Annotated in this window: 23 protein-coding genes; 8 read left to right on the top strand and 15 right to left on the bottom strand. The window is 43.4% G+C overall.

The features are described 5' to 3' along the window. Positions 1 to 235 precede the first annotated feature (235 nt). From LKD70_RS12290 to LKD70_RS12270, 5 genes are all read left to right on the top strand, one after another. Positions 236 to 484 (top strand): hypothetical protein, encoded by a 249-nt coding sequence (locus LKD70_RS12290; protein WP_204930153.1) that lies wholly within the window; start codon positions 236 to 238, stop codon positions 482 to 484. A 77-nt stretch (positions 485 to 561) separates the two neighbouring features. Continuing rightward, positions 562 to 1,068 carry an NADAR family protein gene (locus LKD70_RS12285; protein ID WP_197710818.1) on the top strand — a complete coding sequence of 169 codons (507 nt, stop codon included), beginning with the start codon at positions 562 to 564 and terminating at the stop codon, positions 1,066 to 1,068. Positions 1,069 to 1,083: 15 nt separating this feature from the next. Then, a complete protein-coding gene (locus LKD70_RS12280) occupies positions 1,084 to 1,530 on the top strand; it encodes an LPD11 domain-containing protein (RefSeq protein WP_227708264.1) in 447 nt (148 codons plus the stop codon). A 66-nt stretch (positions 1,531 to 1,596) separates the two neighbouring features. Then, positions 1,597 to 2,328 (top strand): YodL domain-containing protein, encoded by a 732-nt coding sequence (locus LKD70_RS12275; RefSeq protein ID WP_227708263.1) that lies wholly within the window; start codon positions 1,597 to 1,599, stop codon positions 2,326 to 2,328. A gap of 20 nt (positions 2,329 to 2,348) precedes the next feature. After that, complete coding sequence (locus LKD70_RS12270) at positions 2,349 to 3,011, top strand: macro domain-containing protein (protein WP_227708262.1); 663 nt, start codon at positions 2,349 to 2,351, stop codon at positions 3,009 to 3,011. A gap of 277 nt (positions 3,012 to 3,288) precedes the next feature. On the opposite strand, the gene LKD70_RS12265 is transcribed toward LKD70_RS12270, so the two are convergent. From LKD70_RS12265 to LKD70_RS12245, 5 genes are read right to left on the bottom strand one after another with little or no spacing between them, the layout of a single operon-like run. Beyond that, the gene (locus tag LKD70_RS12265) at positions 3,289 to 3,783 is read right to left on the bottom strand and encodes a winged helix-turn-helix domain-containing protein (RefSeq protein ID WP_087282377.1); all 495 of its coding nucleotides are present in this window, start codon (positions 3,781 to 3,783) and stop codon (positions 3,289 to 3,291) included. Next, positions 3,761 to 4,393: an ABC transporter ATP-binding protein gene (locus LKD70_RS12260; protein WP_201310240.1), complete on the bottom strand. Its 633-nt coding sequence runs from the start codon at positions 4,391 to 4,393 to the stop codon at positions 3,761 to 3,763. Before LKD70_RS12260 ends, LKD70_RS12265 begins: the two co-directional genes overlap by 23 nt. An 11-nt stretch (positions 4,394 to 4,404) precedes the next feature. Further along, entirely contained in the window at positions 4,405 to 5,850 is a 1,446-nt protein-coding gene (locus LKD70_RS12255; protein WP_201310239.1) for an ABC transporter permease, read from the bottom strand. Positions 5,851 to 5,854: 4 nt separating this feature from the next. Next, positions 5,855 to 7,075, bottom strand: coding sequence for an ABC transporter permease (locus LKD70_RS12250; protein ID WP_227708261.1), 1,221 nt, complete (start codon positions 7,073 to 7,075; stop codon positions 5,855 to 5,857). Between the two features lie 16 nt (positions 7,076 to 7,091). After that, positions 7,092 to 7,601, bottom strand: coding sequence for a hypothetical protein (locus LKD70_RS12245; protein ID WP_087282383.1), 510 nt, complete (start codon positions 7,599 to 7,601; stop codon positions 7,092 to 7,094). Positions 7,602 to 7,766: 165 nt separating this feature from the next. On the opposite strand from LKD70_RS12245, the gene LKD70_RS12240 reads away from it, so the two are divergent. Both LKD70_RS12240 and LKD70_RS12235 read left to right on the top strand, forming a co-directional pair. Continuing rightward, positions 7,767 to 8,453 carry a response regulator transcription factor gene (locus LKD70_RS12240; RefSeq protein ID WP_201310237.1) on the top strand — a complete coding sequence of 229 codons (687 nt, stop codon included), beginning with the start codon at positions 7,767 to 7,769 and terminating at the stop codon, positions 8,451 to 8,453. Continuing rightward, positions 8,446 to 9,744: a sensor histidine kinase gene (locus LKD70_RS12235; protein WP_227708260.1), complete on the top strand. Its 1,299-nt coding sequence runs from the start codon at positions 8,446 to 8,448 to the stop codon at positions 9,742 to 9,744. Before LKD70_RS12240 ends, LKD70_RS12235 begins: the two co-directional genes overlap by 8 nt. A 90-nt stretch (positions 9,745 to 9,834) precedes the next feature. On the opposite strand, the gene LKD70_RS12230 is transcribed toward LKD70_RS12235, so the two are convergent. The 5 genes from LKD70_RS12230 to LKD70_RS12210 form a co-directional block, all read right to left on the bottom strand. Next, a complete protein-coding gene (locus LKD70_RS12230) occupies positions 9,835 to 11,079 on the bottom strand; it encodes an ATP-binding protein (RefSeq protein ID WP_227708259.1) in 1,245 nt (414 codons plus the stop codon). A 74-nt stretch (positions 11,080 to 11,153) separates the two neighbouring features. Continuing rightward, positions 11,154 to 11,990 carry a tyrosine-type recombinase/integrase gene (locus LKD70_RS12225; protein ID WP_087282392.1) on the bottom strand — a complete coding sequence of 279 codons (837 nt, stop codon included), beginning with the start codon at positions 11,988 to 11,990 and terminating at the stop codon, positions 11,154 to 11,156. Between the two features lie 252 nt (positions 11,991 to 12,242). Then, positions 12,243 to 12,728 carry a hypothetical protein gene (locus LKD70_RS12220; protein ID WP_227708258.1) on the bottom strand — a complete coding sequence of 162 codons (486 nt, stop codon included), beginning with the start codon at positions 12,726 to 12,728 and terminating at the stop codon, positions 12,243 to 12,245. Further along, a complete protein-coding gene (locus tag LKD70_RS12215; protein WP_227708257.1) occupies positions 12,725 to 13,030 on the bottom strand; it encodes a hypothetical protein in 306 nt (101 codons plus the stop codon). Before LKD70_RS12215 ends, LKD70_RS12220 begins: the two co-directional genes overlap by 4 nt. Before the next feature lie 19 nt (positions 13,031 to 13,049). Beyond that, the gene (locus LKD70_RS12210; protein WP_087162982.1) at positions 13,050 to 13,280 is read right to left on the bottom strand and encodes a DUF5348 domain-containing protein; all 231 of its coding nucleotides are present in this window, start codon (positions 13,278 to 13,280) and stop codon (positions 13,050 to 13,052) included. A 468-nt stretch (positions 13,281 to 13,748) separates the two neighbouring features. Here LKD70_RS12210 and LKD70_RS12205 point away from each other — a divergent pair, with 468 nt between their 5' ends. Further along, positions 13,749 to 14,588 carry a hypothetical protein gene (locus tag LKD70_RS12205; RefSeq protein ID WP_227708256.1) on the top strand — a complete coding sequence of 280 codons (840 nt, stop codon included), beginning with the start codon at positions 13,749 to 13,751 and terminating at the stop codon, positions 14,586 to 14,588. A gap of 82 nt (positions 14,589 to 14,670) precedes the next feature. Here the strand turns inward: LKD70_RS12205 and LKD70_RS12200 are convergent, their stop codons facing one another. From LKD70_RS12200 to LKD70_RS12180, 5 genes are all read right to left on the bottom strand, one after another. Then, positions 14,671 to 15,075, bottom strand: coding sequence for a winged helix-turn-helix domain-containing protein (locus LKD70_RS12200; RefSeq protein ID WP_227061040.1), 405 nt, complete (start codon positions 15,073 to 15,075; stop codon positions 14,671 to 14,673). Beyond that, the gene (locus tag LKD70_RS12195; RefSeq protein ID WP_227708255.1) at positions 15,065 to 15,466 is read right to left on the bottom strand and encodes a metal-dependent transcriptional regulator; all 402 of its coding nucleotides are present in this window, start codon (positions 15,464 to 15,466) and stop codon (positions 15,065 to 15,067) included. The genes LKD70_RS12200 and LKD70_RS12195 overlap by 11 nt, the downstream gene beginning before the upstream one ends. 66 nt (positions 15,467 to 15,532) lie before the next feature. Beyond that, entirely contained in the window at positions 15,533 to 17,251 is a 1,719-nt protein-coding gene (locus tag LKD70_RS12190) for an ABC transporter ATP-binding protein (RefSeq protein ID WP_227708254.1), read from the bottom strand. A gap of 17 nt (positions 17,252 to 17,268) precedes the next feature. After that, the gene (locus tag LKD70_RS12185) at positions 17,269 to 19,086 is read right to left on the bottom strand and encodes an ABC transporter ATP-binding protein (RefSeq protein WP_227708253.1); all 1,818 of its coding nucleotides are present in this window, start codon (positions 19,084 to 19,086) and stop codon (positions 17,269 to 17,271) included. Positions 19,087 to 19,257: 171 nt separating this feature from the next. Beyond that, positions 19,258 to 20,904, bottom strand: a complete 1,647-nt coding sequence (locus LKD70_RS12180) for a nickel ABC transporter substrate-binding protein (RefSeq protein ID WP_456115015.1) — start codon at positions 20,902 to 20,904, stop codon at positions 19,258 to 19,260. Between the last annotated feature and the right edge of the window lie 41 nt (positions 20,905 to 20,945).

Below are 20,945 nucleotides of genomic sequence, written 5' to 3'. Positions count from 1 at the left end.
TATAGGTTGATTGGTGTGTGTGGTAACTCAACAATACAACATATATTCAAAAACTGCTACTTTTTTTTGAAAAAGTTGTGGTTTCATGTACTTAGGGCTAGCCGCCGCACTAGCGGCTTGGTACAATAGGGGCAAATGGAGGCAATGATGAGTATGAGTATTCAATCCGATTTTCCATACGCCCCTTGCCCCGGAACACCTGACACTGGAATCCCGAAGGGAGGTTTCGTAAGCTATGGATGGAAAATATTTTTTCAATAACAAAGATATCACGATGAACCTGTGTATCCAGATCCGGGACGTGATCGACATCATCAAGGAAAGGAGCCATCTTTCTTTCCAGGATGCCGCTGGAGCCTTTTACCATTCCAAGACGTATCAGGCTCTGCAGAATACCGAGAATACGCTTTGGGCGGAGTCAGCGGGCTATATTGCAGACCGGTTCTATGAAGAACAGGAACAAAAAGAATTACAGACAAACTGAATATTGAAGCACTATGTTTAAGAAGGGAACTACCTATAGGATAGGCGGTTCCTTTTTTTGTGCGGAAAGGAATGTGCATGAAATCTAATTATCAACCGAAAGAAACTATCCATAAACAAACTCACAGGAATGTTATCTCCTCTTTTACAGGGAAATACACATTTCTCAGCAATTTTTATCCGGCTCCTGTCACCTATATGGGCCAGACCTACGCCAATAATGAAGCCGCTTTCCAGGCACAGAAGACCAGCTGTGCGAAAGAGCAGCAGCAATTCTCTATTTTCCGCCTGCATAACCCGGCAGAAGCCAAAAAGCGGGGAAAGAAACTCACGTTGCGCCCGGACTGGGACAAGGTAAAGATTTCCCTGATGTATGAAATCTGTATGTGCAAATTTATGCAGAACCCGGAGCTGCGGGATGCCCTGCTTGCCACAGGAAACAGCCTTCTCATAGAAGGCAATACCTGGGGCGACTACTTCTGGGGCAAGGTCAACGGCAACGGAGAAAATCAGTTAGGGCTTATCCTGATGGATGTACGTGAAAAGCTGAAATGGAGTTTGGAAATGGAAAATGAAATTGCATGAAGGGGTGAATGAACCATGGAAGAAAAGAAGCAGACGGTCTTAACGCTGAAATTCATCGGCATAGATGATTTTTCCTGTCCAACATACCAGGATCAGTATAGCCGCTTATGGAAGGACCTTAACCTGGGACATTCCGAAAATCCAGACTTATATTCTGTTACAGGCAATGACATGGATGGGGAACCAGTATCTCCAATCCGACAGGAACATATCTTTGATCCGGAACCATTCCGGAGAAATCCGTATGAGTTCCAGTATATGCTGTTAAGCCGGATGCAGAGTGACTGTGAATATTTTCTCGGCTATGGGAACCGGAGTGTTACCATCTTATCCAGGAATGATCCGCAGCATCATATTGACCGTATGAAAGAATTATGGGAGGAGCTTCCTGCAGACGGAAAGCCGGAATGGCTGACCTGGGAGCAGCTCCTCACATACGAAAAAGCAATGTGTAACGAATAACCATAATGATTACGAAGGATCTTCCGGCCAGGGAGGTCCTTCTTTAGCAAAGGAGAACGATGCCTTATGAAAATTACGATCTATCAGATCATCCCGGAATTGGATCAGCACAGGCTGATGTTTATGCCGCTTTCCTATTTTCAAAAAGCCGGATATCCATCACCGCCCGCGGAAATTTATGAGTCTGTATTCTACGGAGAGACTGAAGTCACCACGCTGGAAGAAATCTACCGGATTTTTAACCGCAAAGATGAAGCGGATACCCGCTATCTGGAAAAGATTGGTTTTACCGGACATTCCATGTCAGTCTCTGACATTGTGGAAGTACAGGACTCATCGGGAGAAAGCCACTTCTATTTCTGTGATACGTTTGGCTTTCCTCAAATATCATTTCAGAAAGAACGCACCATGCTGCCCGTCCAGAATCATGATTATATCTCTTATGAGCAGGTCAGCCGGTCCAAGTCCGGTTATCTGGCCTATATGGATAACAGCGGAATTTCTATTCATCCTTGTATCCAGGTTCAGCTCCAGCGCTGCAAATACAGTCAGTGCCAACTCGGCTACCGGCTCCGTTACCGGGAGAAGGAAGGGATACCTGCTCGGCAGAGAGAATTTCTGGAACGTCCAGTTGTCCTTCTGTTTGAGGACACGCTAGGGCCAGCTCCGGAAAATTTATGGTATCACAGCCCTAAACCTTCGGTTTGGATCTCCCGGCACCCGGCGCACAGCCCACTAAACCTGAAGCTGGTGGAAGAATGGTGCCAGAGCCAGAATATAACCTATGAATATCTTTAAGAAAGATGGGAGGAAAAGCTATGATCAAAGAAAGAAAAGGAAATCTGCTCCAGGCAGATGCCCCGATGATCGCCCACCAGGTCAACTGCCAGGGTGTCATGGGAGCCGGTATCGCCAGACAGATCCGGGAAAATCTCTTAACTGCAGGCCAGTATCGGGAATATCAGCAGCTCTGCAAAAAGAACAGGGAAGCCCTTCTTGGCGCCTGTTATCTGACGCAGCAGAAGGATTCGCTGCGCTATGTGGCACATCTGTTTGCCGAGAATATTCCCACAGGCAGAAGATTAGATACCGATTATGCAGCACTGAGACAGAGCCTGACTGCCATGATGTTCCTGGCAGCACAGCGGGAATTATCGCAGATTGCCATTCCCGGTTATCTGGGATGCGGGCTTGCAGGCGGTGACTGGGAAACGGTCTACAGCCAGATCCTTATGCCTCTGTTTTCCGAGTCTTGCTTTACCCTTACCATCCTGTACCTGCCGGACAGCATCCGGCGTCTCTGGACGGAATTTGGAGACATCACTATGAACCCGGAAACAGAATGTATTGAGCAAGCCTGGCACGGATTTTCATCCGGAACACACCGGGAAGAAATCTGGCACTGGTTTGAAGAGACATTTCAGATTAGCGTGGCGGAAGCTCTCATGTATGCTAATAACAAAAAGAAAATTATGAGGTGATAAGTTATGAAAGAAAAAATTAAGTGCAGTGAATGTGAATTTTGCAAATCCTTACGCCCGTATGGAAACAGTCGGGCATCTTTTCGCTGTAAACATCCGGATTAGCATTATATTTTAGATTATTTTCAGGAACACAGAATGTCGAAAGATCCAGGATTCCTGGATTATGGAAAGGCCTGGTCCGATGAGGTTCCGATAAAGACCTCTCCGGCATGGTGCCCAAAGAAGAAAAGCAAATAACAAATGACTTGGAGCCGCCCTCACGGACGGCTCCTTTCTATGTTTCCGGATCGAATTTGTAGCCTACACCCCAGACAGTCCGAATGTATTGCCTGTCAGTATACTCCCGAAACTTCTTCCGGATGCTGTAAATCATACACTCAACCTTGGCATCCACACTTACAGGGATGTCATCCCAGACTGCTTCATAGATCTGTTCTTTGGTAAATACCCAGCCTGGATGATTTACAAGAAGCAGTAAGATATCAAACTCATAATGTGATAGAAATACTTCATTCTCCGCTGCTAATATCCTCCGCTGATCTGGATAAATAACAAGCCCACGAAAAACGATCTTTCTTATGTTCTCTTCCTCACATTTATACTTAGCAGAATATCTTTTTAATACAGCCATAATTTCATTTAAAATAGCCTTTTCTGTATCATCAAATTCTGCGAGTAAAATATATCCTATATTCCCATCTCCAATCAAATAACTTTTTCTAACGGGTTCATATAGATTGCAGCCCTTACTCTGTACACAATTTGCCATTCTTTATTTCATAAATTTTATCTGCCTCTTCTGCAAGTAGTTTACTATGAGTTACCACAATTACACTTTTTCCCAATTCGTGTGCAGTTTTCTTTAGCAATTCAATAATTTCCCCTGCCGTATCCTCGTCCAAATTTCCAGTGGGTTCATCCGCTAAGAGCACCTTGGCTTCACTTGCCAAAGCACGGGCAATCGCCACACGCTGCTGCTGGCCACCGGAAAGCTGCAGCACATTCCGCTTCCAGTCTTCCCTTGGAATACTGACTTCCTGTAATAGCTTCTCTGCATCTTTCTTTCCACCTAGCTTCACATTTTCTTCCGTTGTCAAATAATCGATCAGGTTGTAGTTCTGAAAAACAAGAGAGATATCGTGCCTCCGGTGATAATTCAGCCCCTTTTTACGAATATTCTCTCCATTATAAAGAATGGTTCCTGATACCGGGTTATCCAAGCCCGCTAAAAGGGAAAGAAATGTGGTTTTTCCTGAACCACTGGAACCGACAATCGCATAGAACGTAGCTTCCTCAAAAGTGGCAGATACATTTTTTAGAATTATTTTATCCCGCTTCGATTTATAAGAATATAAGACATTTTTCGCCTCTAAAATCATTTCCATTCCTCCTAACTCATTTCGCTTAAAATATCTTTCGGGTTCTTGCGGAAAATCAGGACGCTTGCCGCACCTGTAGATAAAACAATCAAGACACCTACGCTAAGACTATCTGCAAGCAGCATAGTAGAGGTAATCTCTGTTTCTACATCCGTGACGGTAAGTTCCGGCGCCTGATAATCGGTGGCAACTTTGCCCGTATCCATTTCATCCTGCAATTCGGCCTGTTGTGCCTGCTGACCCACCAGATAATCAGCAGCGGCATTGGAAACTGCCGGAGCAATCAGGAACGAAAGTGCAAGCGCCAAAACGCCGATCAGAACAGCTTCGGTTAAAATCTGCAAAAATATTTTTCCCTTTGCAATTCCAATGGACAGAAGTATGCCAATCTCATTTGTTCTGTTCCTGATCCAGAAAATAAAAATCAAAAACAGGATCACAAAGCTTGCTCCGGTCACGACCAGAAGCAGCGTGTTACTGATTTTTTCCAAATCATTGAAGTTGGAAGCCATTGTGTCAAGATTTCCGTTGTTGTCGATCAAATCATACCATTGCCAGTTAATATCCGTTTTCTTGATGGCCTCCTTTACCGCATCGTAATCATCCACATTTGCCACTTTAAAATAAGCCTTTTCATACAGCGGATCATCCTGCTCCACCTTCTCAGGAAAATGTAAATCCGTGAAAATAACATTTTCAGAGCGGTAAGTATCACCGGACATATAAGGTTTCATCTGTTCTTTTACCTGATAGATTCCTACAATCGTTGCCTCTTGCACGGGTTCCTCCGCTTTTACTGAATGAAATTGCAGATGGTCGCCGACCTTTAGCTGGTTTTTTTCTGCCAGTTCTTCGGAAATGACACAAACATTTGTATCATCCTTTGTCGTCATCCGTCCCTCCAGGATGGTAACATTGCCGCTGAGGACATTGGCGTCCATTGACATATCCCGATTACCAATCAAGGCTACACCCTGAAAATCATTGGTCTGGTCTGCATCGGCATCCTCAATCCGTTCAAAATTTGCCTGTTTTACCGCAGTAGGAACCGTGGTTATATTATAGTCGGCGATTCCCTCCACAGCAGCAATCTTTTCAATATCATCAGCTTTTAATGACTCAAAGGAATGATCCGTCGTTACCATCAGGTTTTCGGAACCCATGACAGTCACGTTTTTCAAATGGACTCCACCATAACTTCCCTGACCATCCGGATTGCGTTCTAATATTTTTTGACTGGCTTCTTCCAATCGTTGGCTTCTGCTCTCTGGATTATATTCCAGTAAAAATCCTGCGCCGATGGCCTGCCGTGTACTGTCTTTCGTAGCAATGTTTGCAGAACGGCTTGCCATACCAGACAGGAAAAGCAGACTGATGATACAAACTACAAGCAGAAGCAGCAGACTTTTAACCGGCTTTCTAAAACAGGAACGAATTGCCCGTTGCAATAAGTTCATCGTATTATCCCTCCATTCGTGACAGAATATCTTTCGGATTTGCACGGATTACTGGCAGCAAAGACAGCAATACAGCAATTACAACCACTCCGCTGCCAATTCCCAATAGCAATGCGATATCGGTAAATTGTAAGGAAACCTGCAGAGAAACGCCTGTTTCCACAGAAGACAGCAACAGTTCTGTAAGGCTTCCTGCAGCCAGCGAACCTAGACCGCAGGAGCAAAGCAGGGCAATGAGAAACACGGCTGCCGCTTCCAAAAGAGCCTGCAAAAAGATAGTGGCTTTCTGTTCGCCCAAGCTGATAAATACAGCCATTTCCTTTTGTCTGCTCCGCATCCACATACAAAGCAGTAGGGAGACAATCACCGTGCCGGCGAAAAAGGTAAGCAAACGCATCAGTGATACCACCCTTGTTATTTGTGTTAATGGAGCTTTCATCTGCTGATACAGGGCATCCGACGTGGTAATGTCCGCTTTATCCTGCAAAATGCCCTGTATGCTCTCTGCCAATGGATCTAAAAGCTCCGGCTGACCGGTATATGCCGATACTTTATAAAATCCGCTGCCGTCAAATAATTCTAAATATGCCGTATTATCTATATAAATCTGATTTTCCATCCGATAGACGGCAAGTGTATTGTTTTCCTGCTGGCTTTCATTGCCAGTAAGATATTCCCCAATCACTTCCACGGTAACAGCTTTTCCGTTTTCTGTTTCAAAAGAAAGTGTATCGCCAATCTGCAAACCATTGTATTCTGCAAATCCCGCATTAATGACGGCGCCATATTTGGTTTCCGGCTTGACCAGTTCACCGTCTGTCAGCCGATAAGACTGATCCGCAAAGGGACTGTCTGTATCCATATCATCAGAGGATAGCAGGCTGACTTTCAAGTTGTCCGGTTCTGTGGAAGCGCTTGCGGTCACAGGCGCAAGATCTGTTAAATATGCGGATTGCTGCCCCATTCGATTGATGGACGTTACCTCCGCTAAATTTTTAATCATTTCGGCTTCTTTGTCTGTAATCGGATTTGCGGTGTCTGAAATTTCACATACCACTTTTGCTCCTGCTTTTTCCTGCATGGCAGCCTCTGTGCTTTCTGTTGCGTGTAAAATCATGTTTGTACTGAGGATCATGCTGTTGACAAAAAGGAAAATCAACAGCAGCAGCACCGACTTTCCGCGTTTCCGCATCAGATAAAGGAAGCCTCTCTTATAAAAAGGCATCGATCTATCCCTCCTGTTAATTAAACCGGGTAATCAGCACTTTTGTAGCATGGATTTCCCCATCATCCTGTGTTTCTCCATAAACATAAACAGACGTAGATTTTTTTACATCGGAAGCCGTAGCCGCTTCTAATTCCACTGCGCCGGTGGAACTGTTGATGTTGGCAATCTGGAAGGTACAATCTTCTCCATAAGAAACCGTAGTGCTTTCCATGCCGCTTTCCATTCCCTCTGCCGCTGATTTTGCTATCTGCCCATCATCCTGATCGGGAACGACCTGAAAACTTCCATCCTGAAAATCAGCTACGCTGCCTCTTAAACTAGCTGTCTCTACCAAATTGTCCAGATTTGTTGAGTTTTCGCCGCCATCGTCCGATGCTCCTGTGTCACCAGCTTGATTCTCACTCTGACTGTTCACAGATGTCCCACTATCTGCGGCCTGTTCCCCTTTGGAATTTCCACAGCCTGCCAGTGAGAGTGCAAAAATCAAGACTCCAGTTACCATTACTAATTTCATATGTTTCATTTGACATAGCTCCTTTCTGTTTTATGGGCCTATCATACAAAAAAACTTCTGTAAAACTCATCTAAGAAATAAAGAAATCGACCTCAGTTTTTAGAGAACTTTTAGAGGATTTCTTTGCTATACTTGTTATACTGATGATATGAACTAAAAAAGGATGAATGGATTATGAAAATATTGCTTCTGGAGGATGACCTGGATCTATGCGATCTGATACAGAAAGAATTATCCAAAAGCGGGCATACCGTAGACTGCTGTAATGACGGGGAAACAGCCATGCTTTACGCACTCAATAAAGATTATGGCTATGACCTTGCCCTTGTTGACCGGATGCTCCCCATTATAGATGGACTGACAATAATCAAGGCGATGCGAAGAAAGGACATACAGATTCCGGTTATTATTATTACCGGTATGTCTGCCCTCGATGACCGGATCGATGGTCTGGACGGCGGAGCGGACGATTATCTGGTTAAGCCGTTTCATATCCGGGAGTTACTTGCCCGGATAAGGGCATTAACCAGGCGCTCCAAAGAGATCCATGACGATGTAATATTAACTTACGGGGATCTGCAGTTTGACAGAGAAATAAGGGAATTGACCTGCCATGAGCAAAAATTAGACCTGACAGGAAAAGAGGCGGAGCTTCTGTATACATTTATGAAACAGCCGGAAACCCTTTTTACAAAAGAACAGCTTGTTTTAAAGGTCTGGGGAACTGACTCGGATATTACTCCTGGAAATATTGATAATTATATTTCCTTTCTAAGAAAAAGGCTGAAAGAGCTTAAAAGCTCCTGTATCATTAAAACGGTATATGCTACAGGCTACAGATTGGAGAACACACATGCTTAAACAATTATCCAACCGACTACATCTGTTTTTAGCAGGAATCCTAATGGTCATCATTACTTTGATCCTGTGTTTTTCCCTCTGGAATATGTATCAGTCACAGCAGCTTGCTGATATATCCTATATTCAACGTATGACTTCCCTAATCATCTATCAGTTGGAGGACGATACTTCTAACCCGCAAGCGGTTCTCTCAAACTATGAAAGTGGGACAAATGTTTACAGCATTTTAGAAGATTCTGAAGGAAAGGTGCTATATCAAAGTATTCCTGATACCGCTACTGACTTTGCCAATCTCTTCAAAAAAATAAGTAACAGCATTTCCACGGAAAGCGCAGCGGACAGTCAGAAATTTCAGACGGTAACGGAACAGGGCGGATTTATAGAAATGGATGGAGCAGATCATGACCACTATTATGCTATCCCGGCTACAGTCAGCACGAAAGCGGGAACAGTTTATACATTAGCTTTATTCTATGAGCGGACATCTATTGTAGACCTGCTGTTACGGGAAGCGCCAAAGTATTTATCTATTTGGATCGTTTCCCTGATCAGCATCCTCTTTATCAGCAGGTTTCTCCTGCGAAAAGCCTTTGAGCCAACTGAGCAGATCCTGCAGAGCCAGAAAAATTTTGTTGCCGCTGCTTCACACGAATTAAAATCACCGCTGGCTGTTATCATGGCAAATGTTGAAGCAGTCCATAATACAGAAATACAAGACCCCCAGGCACAAACCTGCTTGAAAACGATTGACTCAGAATGTAGCAGAATGTCTAAGCTCGTAAGAGATATGCTTCTCCTTGCGTCTTCTGATGCTGATAAATGGACCATCCAGAAGAATGATGTAAATATTGATACACTATTGATTACACTGTATGAAGCGTTTGAGCCAGTATGTATCCGTAAATTCATCTTCTTAAAACTTGATATTAGTGAAGAAAGCTACCCTGTACTCTATACAGACCGGGAACGACTGTTCCAGATCTTAAGTATCTATCTTGATAATGCAGTCTACTATTCACCAGAAAACAGCACCATTGAGATACGAACAAAACAGACTTCTAAAGAATTGACCTTTTATGTTGTTGATCATGGGTGCGGAGTGGCTGAAGAAGACAAACCTTTTATATTTAACCGTTTTTACTGTGCAGATAAATCACGAACAGATAAATCTCATTTTGGCCTGGGATTAAGTATTGCGAAAGAACTCTCAAGAATACTTGGAGGCAAAATAGGATTTGAAGATACGGCTGGTGGCGGGGCCACATTTTATTTGACTATACCTCTGAAATAATGAAACAAAATAGTCAAAGATTAATTATATGTATAAACAAACGGGATATTAATTGGAGCCGCCCACTTTGGACGGCTCCTTTTCGCTGACTTATATGTCCTTTTCATCCAGCAGAAAGTCAATGATATTATAATGAACAATTCCATTCCTGCTCATATCTACGATGTCGCTGCTGATCACATATTTCGGATAATTGTCATCTATCTTCTCCAGATTGCCAAATTCTCTTGCAATGCAATCCTCTGACAATACATAGGCCACCTGGATATAGAGTTTCTTCTGTCCTTTGTAACATACGAAGTCAATTTCCTGAGTATCCAGCTTGCCTACTTTCACGTCATATCCCCGGCTTAACATTTCCAGATACACCACGTTCTCAAACAATTTGCTTGTATCAATCTGTTCGCTTGCTTTGCTCACATTGCGAAGCCCAATATCACCCGCATAATACTTTTCTGTTGAAGCCAGGATGTTTTTCCCCTTAATATCATATCTTTCCGCTTTTGAAAGAATCATACCTGCCTGCAGCTTATCAATATAATTAAGTACCGTGTCCACCGTTGTTGACTGCCCGCCTGTGGTCAGCGCCCGGCAGATGGATCTTGCCGAGAACGGGTTCCCAATATTGTCCAGCAGAAATTCCAGCAGCTTTCGCAAAAGACTCTCATTGCGGATGGCATATCTGGAGAGAATATCTTTCATCACGACAGAATCATAAACATCCTCCAGATAGGTGCGGACGGAATGTTCATCCGGCAGCACCAGGCGCATCGGAAGGCCGCCATATTTTAGATAATCCGTAAAAAGCTGTTCTCTGGTATAAGGAAGCCCATTGATCTCATAAAATTCCTGTATCTCAGACAACACAAAAGGATACACATGAAAAGAAACATATCTTCCTGCCATATTTGTTGCCAGTTCACCGGACAGCAATTTGCTGTTAGAACCGGTCACATAGATATCACAGTCAAAATCAATCCGGAAGGAAGGGATAACTGAGTGCCACTCTTTTACATGCTGGATCTCGTCAAAAAAAAGATATACTTTGCCGTCCACCTGCTCTGCCCGTTCCGTGACATACCGATAGAAGTGATCAGCATCCTCTAGCTTTTTAAACCGCCGGGACTCAAAATTGATCTCTATGATATTTTCCCTTGGCACTCCACGCTCCAAAAGAACATCCCGGATCTGCGAAAGCAGGATGGTCTTTCCGCTTCTTCTAAGGCCAATCAATACTTTGATCAGATCCTGGTCAATGAATGGACGTATCTTATCCAGATACAAATTTCGTCTTATCATCTCCATACAATCCACGTCCTTCGTTAGTTTTGTCATTATTATACCTCATACTTTTATTATAATCAACTTATTGTCTGTTTATACAAGGACAATTATATTCTTATAGTTACTTACAACAGGTTCGATTTCTCCTTCATCTGTTCCCGGCTCGTATTGGTATAGATCAGCGTGGTCCGCTCGCTGGCATGTCCGGCCTGATTTGCGACTTCCGCAATTGTATATCCCATCTCCAGGGCATGAGAGCAGAAGTAATGCCGGAGCGAGTGCGGTGTAATCCGGTCCGAACACTGATTGAAAAAACGGCTCACACTGCTGCGGTGGAGCTTTCCGCCATTCCTGCTGACAAACAGGTACTCAGACTGAGAGTTTCTTACCTTCAGATACTCCCGGACTGCATGGATGATCTTGTCATTGATGAACACGATCCGCTGCTTATTGCCTTTTCCAGTCACCAGCAGTTCCCTTGCCTGAAAATCAATATCTGTCAGGCCAATACTGATACACTCGCTGACACGCAGGCCGGCATATGCAAGGATCACCGCAATCGCATAGTTTCTCTTTCCAGTATCCACAAGTACCTTCTGGAGAAACGCCTCCACATCTTTCTTTTCTATTTCCGCCGGGCTTGCAATTTCCTGCTGGAATTTCAGCCGGTCCTCTGCCGTGATGACCAGATCTTTCTGAACTCCAATCTGCACCAGGAACTCATTAAAGCTGGTCAGAGAGGACAGTTTCGTATCAATGCTTTTAAACTTCAGTTTCTTAATGTTCTGCAGGTATGACCGAAAATCCAAAATGTTGGTATGGTAAAGCAGCGTCGGCGCCTCCCCGAAGGTATCCATATACCACCGGTAATATTCATTTACATGACCGCTATAGGTCTTAATGGTATTCTCTGACTTGCCCTGTCCTCTCAGGAACTTTTTATAATCATCCAGTAATGCCACGGTTTTCCTTCCTCTCTGCGATTATGTTGCGCTCACTTCTCCGTGAGATTTGCGTAATTATGTTGCGTCCAGATAGGATTTCTTCTGTCTTTCATGCCTCCAACACAACATAATTGCTATTATGTTGCGTTCAGAAAATGGCACGGTTCTGACACGCTTCCTATATATATTCCATACGTTTCACAGCATAAAAACGCAAAAAGGACAGCAGATTTTTTCCGCTGTCCGATCTGGATGATTTCAGGGGGCAGCTTAGGTGCCGCTCACCCTTTTGAAAATCAGCTTCCCGTCCTTTATCTCAACGGTGAAGCGCTGGGCTGGTTTGGACTGTTTCTTCCGTCTCTGACATTCAAGCAGTTCTTCGTTCCTCAAATATTCACACCGGAAGTCATTTAGATGATAATACCCCCAATATATGTGGAATAAATGTATATAATACTCCTTCTTCCGTGTGAAGATGAAATCAGAGTCCCTGTTGATAGAATTTAGAAGACTCCTCAGCTGTCTGGTGATCCGATAAGGATTGCCATGCCGGTTCGTATAAGGTTTTCCATATTTGGCAGAGATCTTTAAAACATTCCTCCCGGAAAGGTCACTTTTCCGCAGCTTTATCGCATCCCCTATCCGAATCGGCATCTGGTACATCAACCCGATTAACGCTGCTTTTTCCAGTTCCCCTTCCGCAATGAATTGTTTCATCAGCTGCTTCCCCATTTTTGCTTTTTCATAGGAAATCATCCACCATCTTCTCCTTTCCTGACAGCTTCCAGGATTTTCTCTCCCTGCTGTACAAACCCCTGCTTTTCCGGTTCTTTTTCATATATCTTCCAGAGCCGCTGATGCAGAGCTTCCAAATTCCTGACATCTCCCTGTGTGTTATTTGCCAGCATCCGGAGAAAAGGGAAGATCATCGTATGCCGGATATTCTTCCCAGCCAATACAGACTTCTGTTCCTGTCCATACACTTCATAGAGGCATCCCAGGATAATATCCGGATCCGTGATAAACTTGATCTCAGGTTTCACCCATTCCTTTTTCATGTTCGCCCTCCTGACAAGATTATTCGTACCAATCCGCCCGGACTGTCAGGCCGTCCAGCCGGATCTTCGGAACTCCCACAAGATACCAATCATCATCCATTTCAATCCGAACCGGCACCCAGTCTCCATCCATCTCCACATCAAAGCAGTCCCCACAATGCAGACCGCCGTAATAGCTTCCGTTTCCAAAGTAGATGTCATACCTCCCAGATTCCCGGTCATAGCATAAAACGCCTTTTTTCTTTACCATAGTAATTTCCTCCTGTATTTTTACTTTTCATAAGAATAATAGGGCTGCATTTTCGCAGAGTGGATGATTTTCTGTTTGTTCTACTAAAACTTCCCTTAACGCTTCATATGGCTCTGTTACTTATTTCATACGTATGGGATGCGTAAATAGCAACTTTTATTGAAAAAATCCGAACCAAACTATATTTTGTTGTATTTTTGTTTGACACATACCATATATGGTAATATACTTACTTTGTAATCATTATTTGTGTTTATCCGGAAAAGGATATGCTGTTTAGGTTTGTAATCAGTCAGAGGGATATTCTGCCACCAGGGCAGTACCTTCTGGCTTTTTTTATTTTGCAGAGATTTCTGTACGAAGTTTGAGAATGAGCACCCGGCATCATTCTCTTTTTTTATGCCTGAAAGCAGGAGAGGAGGATTGAATTAAATTTCCGGAGGAACACCCACAAGAAAGGAGAAAAGAATGGATTTTAGAATTGTACTATTTGAAAATGAAGGTTATGCGACAGCTAGAGGGGATAAAGGGGTACAGGATATTCTGGCAGCCAAAACCGAGTCCGGATATATCAAGGAGGGCACCTTTCCCATAATTATCACATTATATCAATCTTGTTGGGAATGGTGGATCAGTCCAAAGCACCAGAAAATCGATTTTTCAATGTTCTCTGCTGATTCCTGGCTTGACAGACCTTTACGGAAGAACAAACCTATCCAACAAAGAATAATTGCCGCACTGGAGGATTGGCAGAAAAAATACTTACGGACAAATGAGACAATCAAGATGATCAGCAGCGGTAAGCATATTTTGTATCACTGTAACGTAACGAACGTTTGTGGAGATGCAGAAATCTATTGTTTTGATTCTGTCATAAATTCTATGTCTGATCACGCTCAGGCAGAGTTGATCACAGGGAACTCTTTGATTCGATATGCTTGTGGAAACGTTCAGATTCAAAATCTGGCTGACCATTCCATAATCTGTGAATTGTGTGGAAATGCAGTCGTCCATAAGATGAAAGGCATTTCGCTTATTCGTAGTGTATATGAAAACAGCCATATACATAATATGTTGGACAACGCCCATATTCTGCGCCTGAATGGGAATGCACGGATTGGAACAATGGGCGGACAAACAATCGTTGACCGGGCATCTGGTCGATCAGGCATTGAAAACGTTTCATGTGGCTGCGTTGTCCTGGGCTATTCCCATGACGTTCAGATTAAAAAAATCGAAGCCGGATCGGTAGTCCTTCCTCTTCATGTGGATGGCTACTATCGCCCGACTTTGCCGTTCCCAGAATAAAAATGTTGTAAATATCTTATGAATGAACTCAAGGGACGCTGTGTAAAAAGCAGCGCCCCTTGATGGTTATAACGATTATTATTTATGCAATCTCAAACCGATACCCGACACCATATACGGTATCAAGATACCGGGGGTGCCGTGGTTCCTTCTCCAGCTTCTTCCGCAGGCCGCTGATCAGACAGTAGGCACTGCTGTACATTTCTTCCCCTACATCCGTTTCTCCATAGATCATACGACAGATCTGAGCATAGGTATACACACGTCCCGGATGTCTGGCCATGACTGCGAGGACATCAAATTCCCTGGCAGTCAGCAATACCTCCTTTTCCTCCACCATGACCTTACGCTGGAGCGTATCCAGGAAAAATCCCGGATATCGGATCTGCTGCGGCTCCATGTAGATCTTCACACCCTCCAGAGTCTGGAGTTTTCTCTTGATACAGCAGATCTCCGACAGCCGTTCCTCTGGAAATTCAATCACCATTTGCTTCTTCAGAGTGTCCCAGCTCCTTCCATTTCTTCAGTTTCTGAAAGCTCTGCTCACTGATGTCATGCTCAATCCTGCAGGCTTCCTGTTCCGCAGTGGCATCCTCTACACCTGCCTCAATCAGCCAGTTTTTAAAATAGCAGTGCCGTTCATAAATTGCCTCAGCCGTCTCCCGGCCTTTTTCAGTTAAGTGAAGGAAATGGTCATCATCTTTAACCAGGAAGCCGCCTTGCTCCAAAATTGACACAGCATTACACACACTGGGCTTTTTCACACCCAGATGCTGCGCCACATCAACAGAGCGCACCATTCCTTTTTTCTGCTGCAGGACGAGAATTGCTTCTAAGTAATCTTCCCTTGAAGCCGTAGTATTTTTTTCTTTTTTCATATTCTCCTCCCATGCCAAACGTACAAGTAAAGAAAACATGCCATTTACCTTGTATTATAAAAATACTTATTGCCCATTTTGAAGAGATACAAGACGAGCATATAATCCACCTTTTTGTAACAGTTCTTCCGGTGTGCCTGTTTCACTCACTTTACCGTCATCTAAGACAACGATTTTATCTGCATTGGCTACTGTTCTCATACGGTGTGCAATCACCATAACTGTTTTATCCTTGAGAAGAACAGATAACGCATCCTGTACTAATGTTTCACTCTCGGCATCCATAGATGCTGTTGCCTCGTCAAGCAAAACGATTGGAGCATTTTTCAGTAAGGCACGTGCAATGGAAATACGCTGGCGCTCACCGCCGGACAAAGCGCTTCCATTTTCTCCAATATTAGTCTGATATCCTTGTGGCAGCCGCTGAATAAACTCCTCACACTGAGCTGCTTTGGCTGCTGCTATAACTTCTTCATCAGTAGCACCACCACGCCCCAGGCGAATATTTTCCATAACCGTTTCATCAAAAAGCATAACATCCTGGAACACAATCGCATAATTTTTAAATAGAGTTTCCGGTTCCACCGTCTTGACATCCACACCGCCCAGAGTAATCGTGCCAGAATCAGCATCCCAAAAACGTGCTGCCAGTTTTGATGCTGTAGATTTTCCGCTTCCGGACGGTCCCACGAGTGCCGTAACCTCTCCCTGCTTTGCAACAAATGATACTCCCTTCAAGACCGGCTCCTCATTATATGAGAATACCACATTCTTGAACTCAATATCATATCCCTTGTTGTTGCAGACGTTAGTGCCAGTCTGCTCCGGAGTAGCATCTATCTGCTTCATCCGCTTAACACTGACAAGTGCGGAAAACACCTCAGCCATCAGCATAAAGCAACTGGTAAAAGGATCATAAATACGGCCTGCGAACAGTAAGAAGAGAATAAACATAGGGGTTGACAGCGAGCCTGATGTAACCAGTAAACCACCCACCAGCATAACCGCTACAAGACCGAATCGTAAAATGAACTGAGCTGTAGTTGTCGCTGCTCCAGGAGCAATTTCATTACGGAAAGAGCACTTAACTACGTTGTCCAGCTTCTTTTCTAAGCCCACTAAATACTCCGCTTCACGGGAGCAAGACTTCAATTCCTGAATGGTATCCAGATACTCCTGTACTCCGTCATATGCGGCTCTTTTAGCATCCATGTTTGCGCTCTCGGCATTTGACTGGGCCTTTTTTGCCGCAAAAACCACGAATGCTGCTATCGGAACCGGCAATACGATACAAAGCCCCATTCTCCAGTCCATAACTAAAAGACCAATCGCTGTAATAATAAACATAAATATCGTTCCAAAAAGCTGAGGAATAGCATTTGAAAATACCCTTTCCAATGCTGTACAATCTCCCATGATTGTTGTTGTCAAATCTGAAAGATCTCTCTGCCCGAAGAAAGATAACGGTAATTTTCTTAATTTCTCTGCCAACACAATCCGTCGGTTAGCGCTTTCTTCATAAGCAACCGTATAAGTCTTATTATACTGAAGCCATTGAGTCAGAAATACAATAATAAACATCAGCACTGTAGCCACTATGAACAACGTCGCATGCTCTTGCATACTGGTTTCCTGTCCCGAAATAACATTCAACAATTCCCAAATCACCATAACCAGCAGGCTGACCGGTGCAATCAGACACAGATTGCTAAGTGTGGTAGCCGCAATTCCTTTATTCAAATCTTTCGATCCCTGATCGCTCAGAGCAAACATTTGTTTTAGCATACTTTCACCTCATTTTCTTACTCTGACACACTTACCATGTCATGCAGGTATTCTCTTGTTGGGTTTCCAATGTGCCACTTGGTAGTCTTTGTGTAGTTGCTCCACATCTTGGCATATTCGCCTCCTTGCTGCACCAATATGTCATGGGTTCCACTTTCAACTAACGCTCCCTGCTTCATTACAAGTATCAAATCGGCATCCTGAATCGTCGAAAGGCGATGAGCAATCATTATAACTGTTTTGCCCTTGACCAGTCCCTCGAAGGCTTTCTGGATCTGTTGTTCATTCTCTGGATCAGCATAGGCAGTCGCCTCATCCATGACCACAATAGGAGCATTTTTTAATATAGCCCTCGCAATGGCGATTCGCTGAGTTTCCCCGCCGGAAAGATACACACCTTTACTTCCTACCACAGTGTCAATTCCATCTGGAAACTTCTCTAGAATATCGTCACACTGTGCAAGATGTGCTGCCTGTAAGACTTCCTCCCGTGTAGCAGAAGGTCTTCCAGCTCTAATATTCTCCAGAAGACTGTCCTTAAATAGTTTAGGATCTTGGAAAACGAAAGCCACCATTTTCATCAGATCCATATGTGGAATATCACGAATATCCACACCGCCAATCTTCACTGCGCCTTCCTGTACATCATAAAAGCGTGGGATAAGACTTGCCGTGGTACTTTTTCCTGAACCAGAGTGACCTACTAAAGCTGTTGTCATCCCCGATTTGGCAATAAAAGATAAATGAGATACTGCAGGATGGTCATTATTGTCATATGTAAATGTCACATTGTCAAAAGAAACATCATAATTCTTTGGACGCTTTGGGCTGGTACTCTCAGTTTGCGGTTGTGCGGTCAAAATCATATCAATACGGCGCATGGATTCTTCAGCCTGCATCTTATAACTGGTCATATACATTATTTTATTAAGCATTACCGCACATGCAGGGGAGAAAATCACATAAAAAAGAAAACTCTGCATAAAACCAATCAGATCATCGGACACAAAACCAATAATAAGTGCCGCAGGTACTAATACCAGAAAGCTGGAGTTAATGACTGAGTTAAACGCAACCATTCCTTTTTTACAGGACATTGTATAGGCAAGAGCAAATTTACGATAAGATTTGATTGCATTATTGAATTTTGTTATAGATTGTACAGTCTGTCCAAATACCTTAACAACTGAAATGCCCCGGATATATTCCACAGCTTCATGGTTCATCGTTTCCAGAGAATCCTGGTACGTCTGCATGAATTTCATACTGTCCTTTCCCATTAATGATCCCTGCAAAAAGAATCCAATTCCGAAAAGAAGAAGCAATGGCACGCCCACACGCCAGTCAAAAACCAGCATCAGAATCAGACTTACAATCATTGTTACCTGCGCTCCTACCAGATCCGGCAGCTGATGAGCAATAAAGGTTTCTGTCTGAAAGCTATTGTCATCAATAATTTTCCGGAGTTTTCCACTGGGGTTTGCATCAAAGTAACCCATAGGCATTTTCGCTAAATGCTTCAATGCTGCCATCTTCAGATTCTTCTCTGTATGAAAAGCTACCACATGGGAACAGAGCAAAGCAGCAAAATAAAGTGCCAGACCAATCAGCTCCAGAACTAAAGCCATAATTCCCCAACGCACAAGGCTGTTTGTGTTTAAAGGCGTACCTGCAAATACTCCTATTAGATCACGTGCGGCAAAATACACGCAAAGGAATGGTCCTAAAATAAAAATTGAGCTAATGCCGGATAAAATACGGGAGACAGCCAGCAGTCCACGGTGTTTTCCCGTAAACTCTAACAAGCGTTTTATTCCTCCGGATTTTTGTTTCATTATATATTCCCTCCTTACAAATTTAATTAGTTTAAACTAACTTGATATTTTCATATTAGTCCTTTAGATCTTTTACGTCTATGACCTATTAGATAAATTCATGCTCCAATCAGCTCACAATTCTCTATGAAAGAAAAAGCGGCTGACGTGACCGCTTTTTCTCATATATCATCAGTTTATTTTCATGTTTTGAACAGATGTAAAGTTGGAATCCATCGGGAATGTATAGTCAGTGATTTTATCGCTGTTAATTGCCAGCTGATGCATATACACAAGAGGCGTTGTCAGTTCATCTTCTGCGATTGTCGTCAAAATTGTTTGATATATTTCCTGAATCCTCGTTTCATCCGTAGAAGAATCCAATTCAGCAACAAGTTCAGCAAGTTCCGGCTGGGTAGAGCCTAACAGCATTACAATCGGATCCATAGAAGTATCCGGATTAATATTTGTAATCACGTTGGCCGGATCATAAAAACCGCCCTGTGTTTTGAATACAGTTAAGCCATAGTCTCCGCTTTGTACCATGGCATACCAATCCATCATAGCTGCAGACTGTGGTGTTAATTCAATTCCGATCTTCTGTGCCTGGTCGCAAATATAGACAACTAAGTTATCATCCGAATCAGATCCTGTCTGATACAGGAACGCAGCTGAAATGTTTGCCCCATCTTTTTCCCGGATTCCGTCACCGTCCGTATCGACATATCCTGCGTCATCCAGCATTTGATTTGCAGCATCAATATCAAATGTTACCTGTGAAAGCTCCAAGTTACAATACGGCAGGTCCGTGGAGAAAAAGTTGTCGGCCCGGTCATGCAGTCCACCATAAATATTATCTGCAACCGCATCTTTATCAATGGCCGATGCAATAGCCTTTCGTATAACAGAATCACCAAAAACAGTATCATTTAAGTTATATCCTACATAGTAGGTCTGCAGAGCCTTATCGTCGATTTTGGCCCCAAAACCTTCTGTCTGGTTGATTTCATCATAGCTCTCTGCAGAAACATTTTTGATACCGGAGATAAAATCAACTTCACCATTTTTCAGCGCAAGAATCTTTGCGTCATTATCTGGGATGTTCTTAATCGAAAAGCTATCAACTTCCGGTGTTTCCCCCCAATAGTTAGGATTACGAACAAAATTCCATATCTGTCCATCATTATCACCTTCGTACATATACGGGCCAGTTCCATATGTAGCTGTTCGGAATGTATCCTTGGCAGTTAAATCATCATTTAGCTGCTCACTGGAAACAATGCCAAAAGGATTGGCAAGGCAAAGTTCCCTCAGAGTATTGTAATAGGGCTGTGTCAGTCGAAGCTCCACCGTATAATCATCCGTCGCTTCCGCACTCTCAATAATTGTAGAAAGGCGTCCATATCCTCCGTTATACTGACCGAGATTCACAGGTACAGCCATCAATGATTTTGCCACATCTTCAGCAGTCAGGTCCGAGCCATCTGAAAACTTTACACCTTCTTTGATCTGGAAAGTGTAAACTAACCCATCATCACTCATAGACCATTCTTCAGCGAGAGAACCAATAAGCTCATTATTTTCATTGTATGTTACCAGGGTGTCGTAGAAACTGGTAAGATAATAGGTAATATCATATTGGCTGGAAGATACTTCAGGAGTGATAATCGTATAGAAATATTCAAATCCCCAGCTTTCAGCCAAATTAACATGTACAGCCTCGCTTTCTGTTGCTTCGGATCCGGACTGTTCCGGTTCCTCATTACCGGAGCACGCTACAAGGGAAACAACCATCGCTGCGGACAGCAGAGCCGCCGCTAATCGTTTAAATTTCATCATATAATTTTCCTTTCTTGATTCTATTTATCCAAATTCATTGG

Origin of the sequence: Ruminococcus turbiniformis, from assembly GCF_020687545.1 — a bacterium.
Lineage (GTDB): Bacteria > Bacillota > Clostridia > Lachnospirales > Lachnospiraceae > Mediterraneibacter > Mediterraneibacter turbiniformis.
This window is presented reverse-complemented; position numbering and strand designations above follow the sequence as displayed.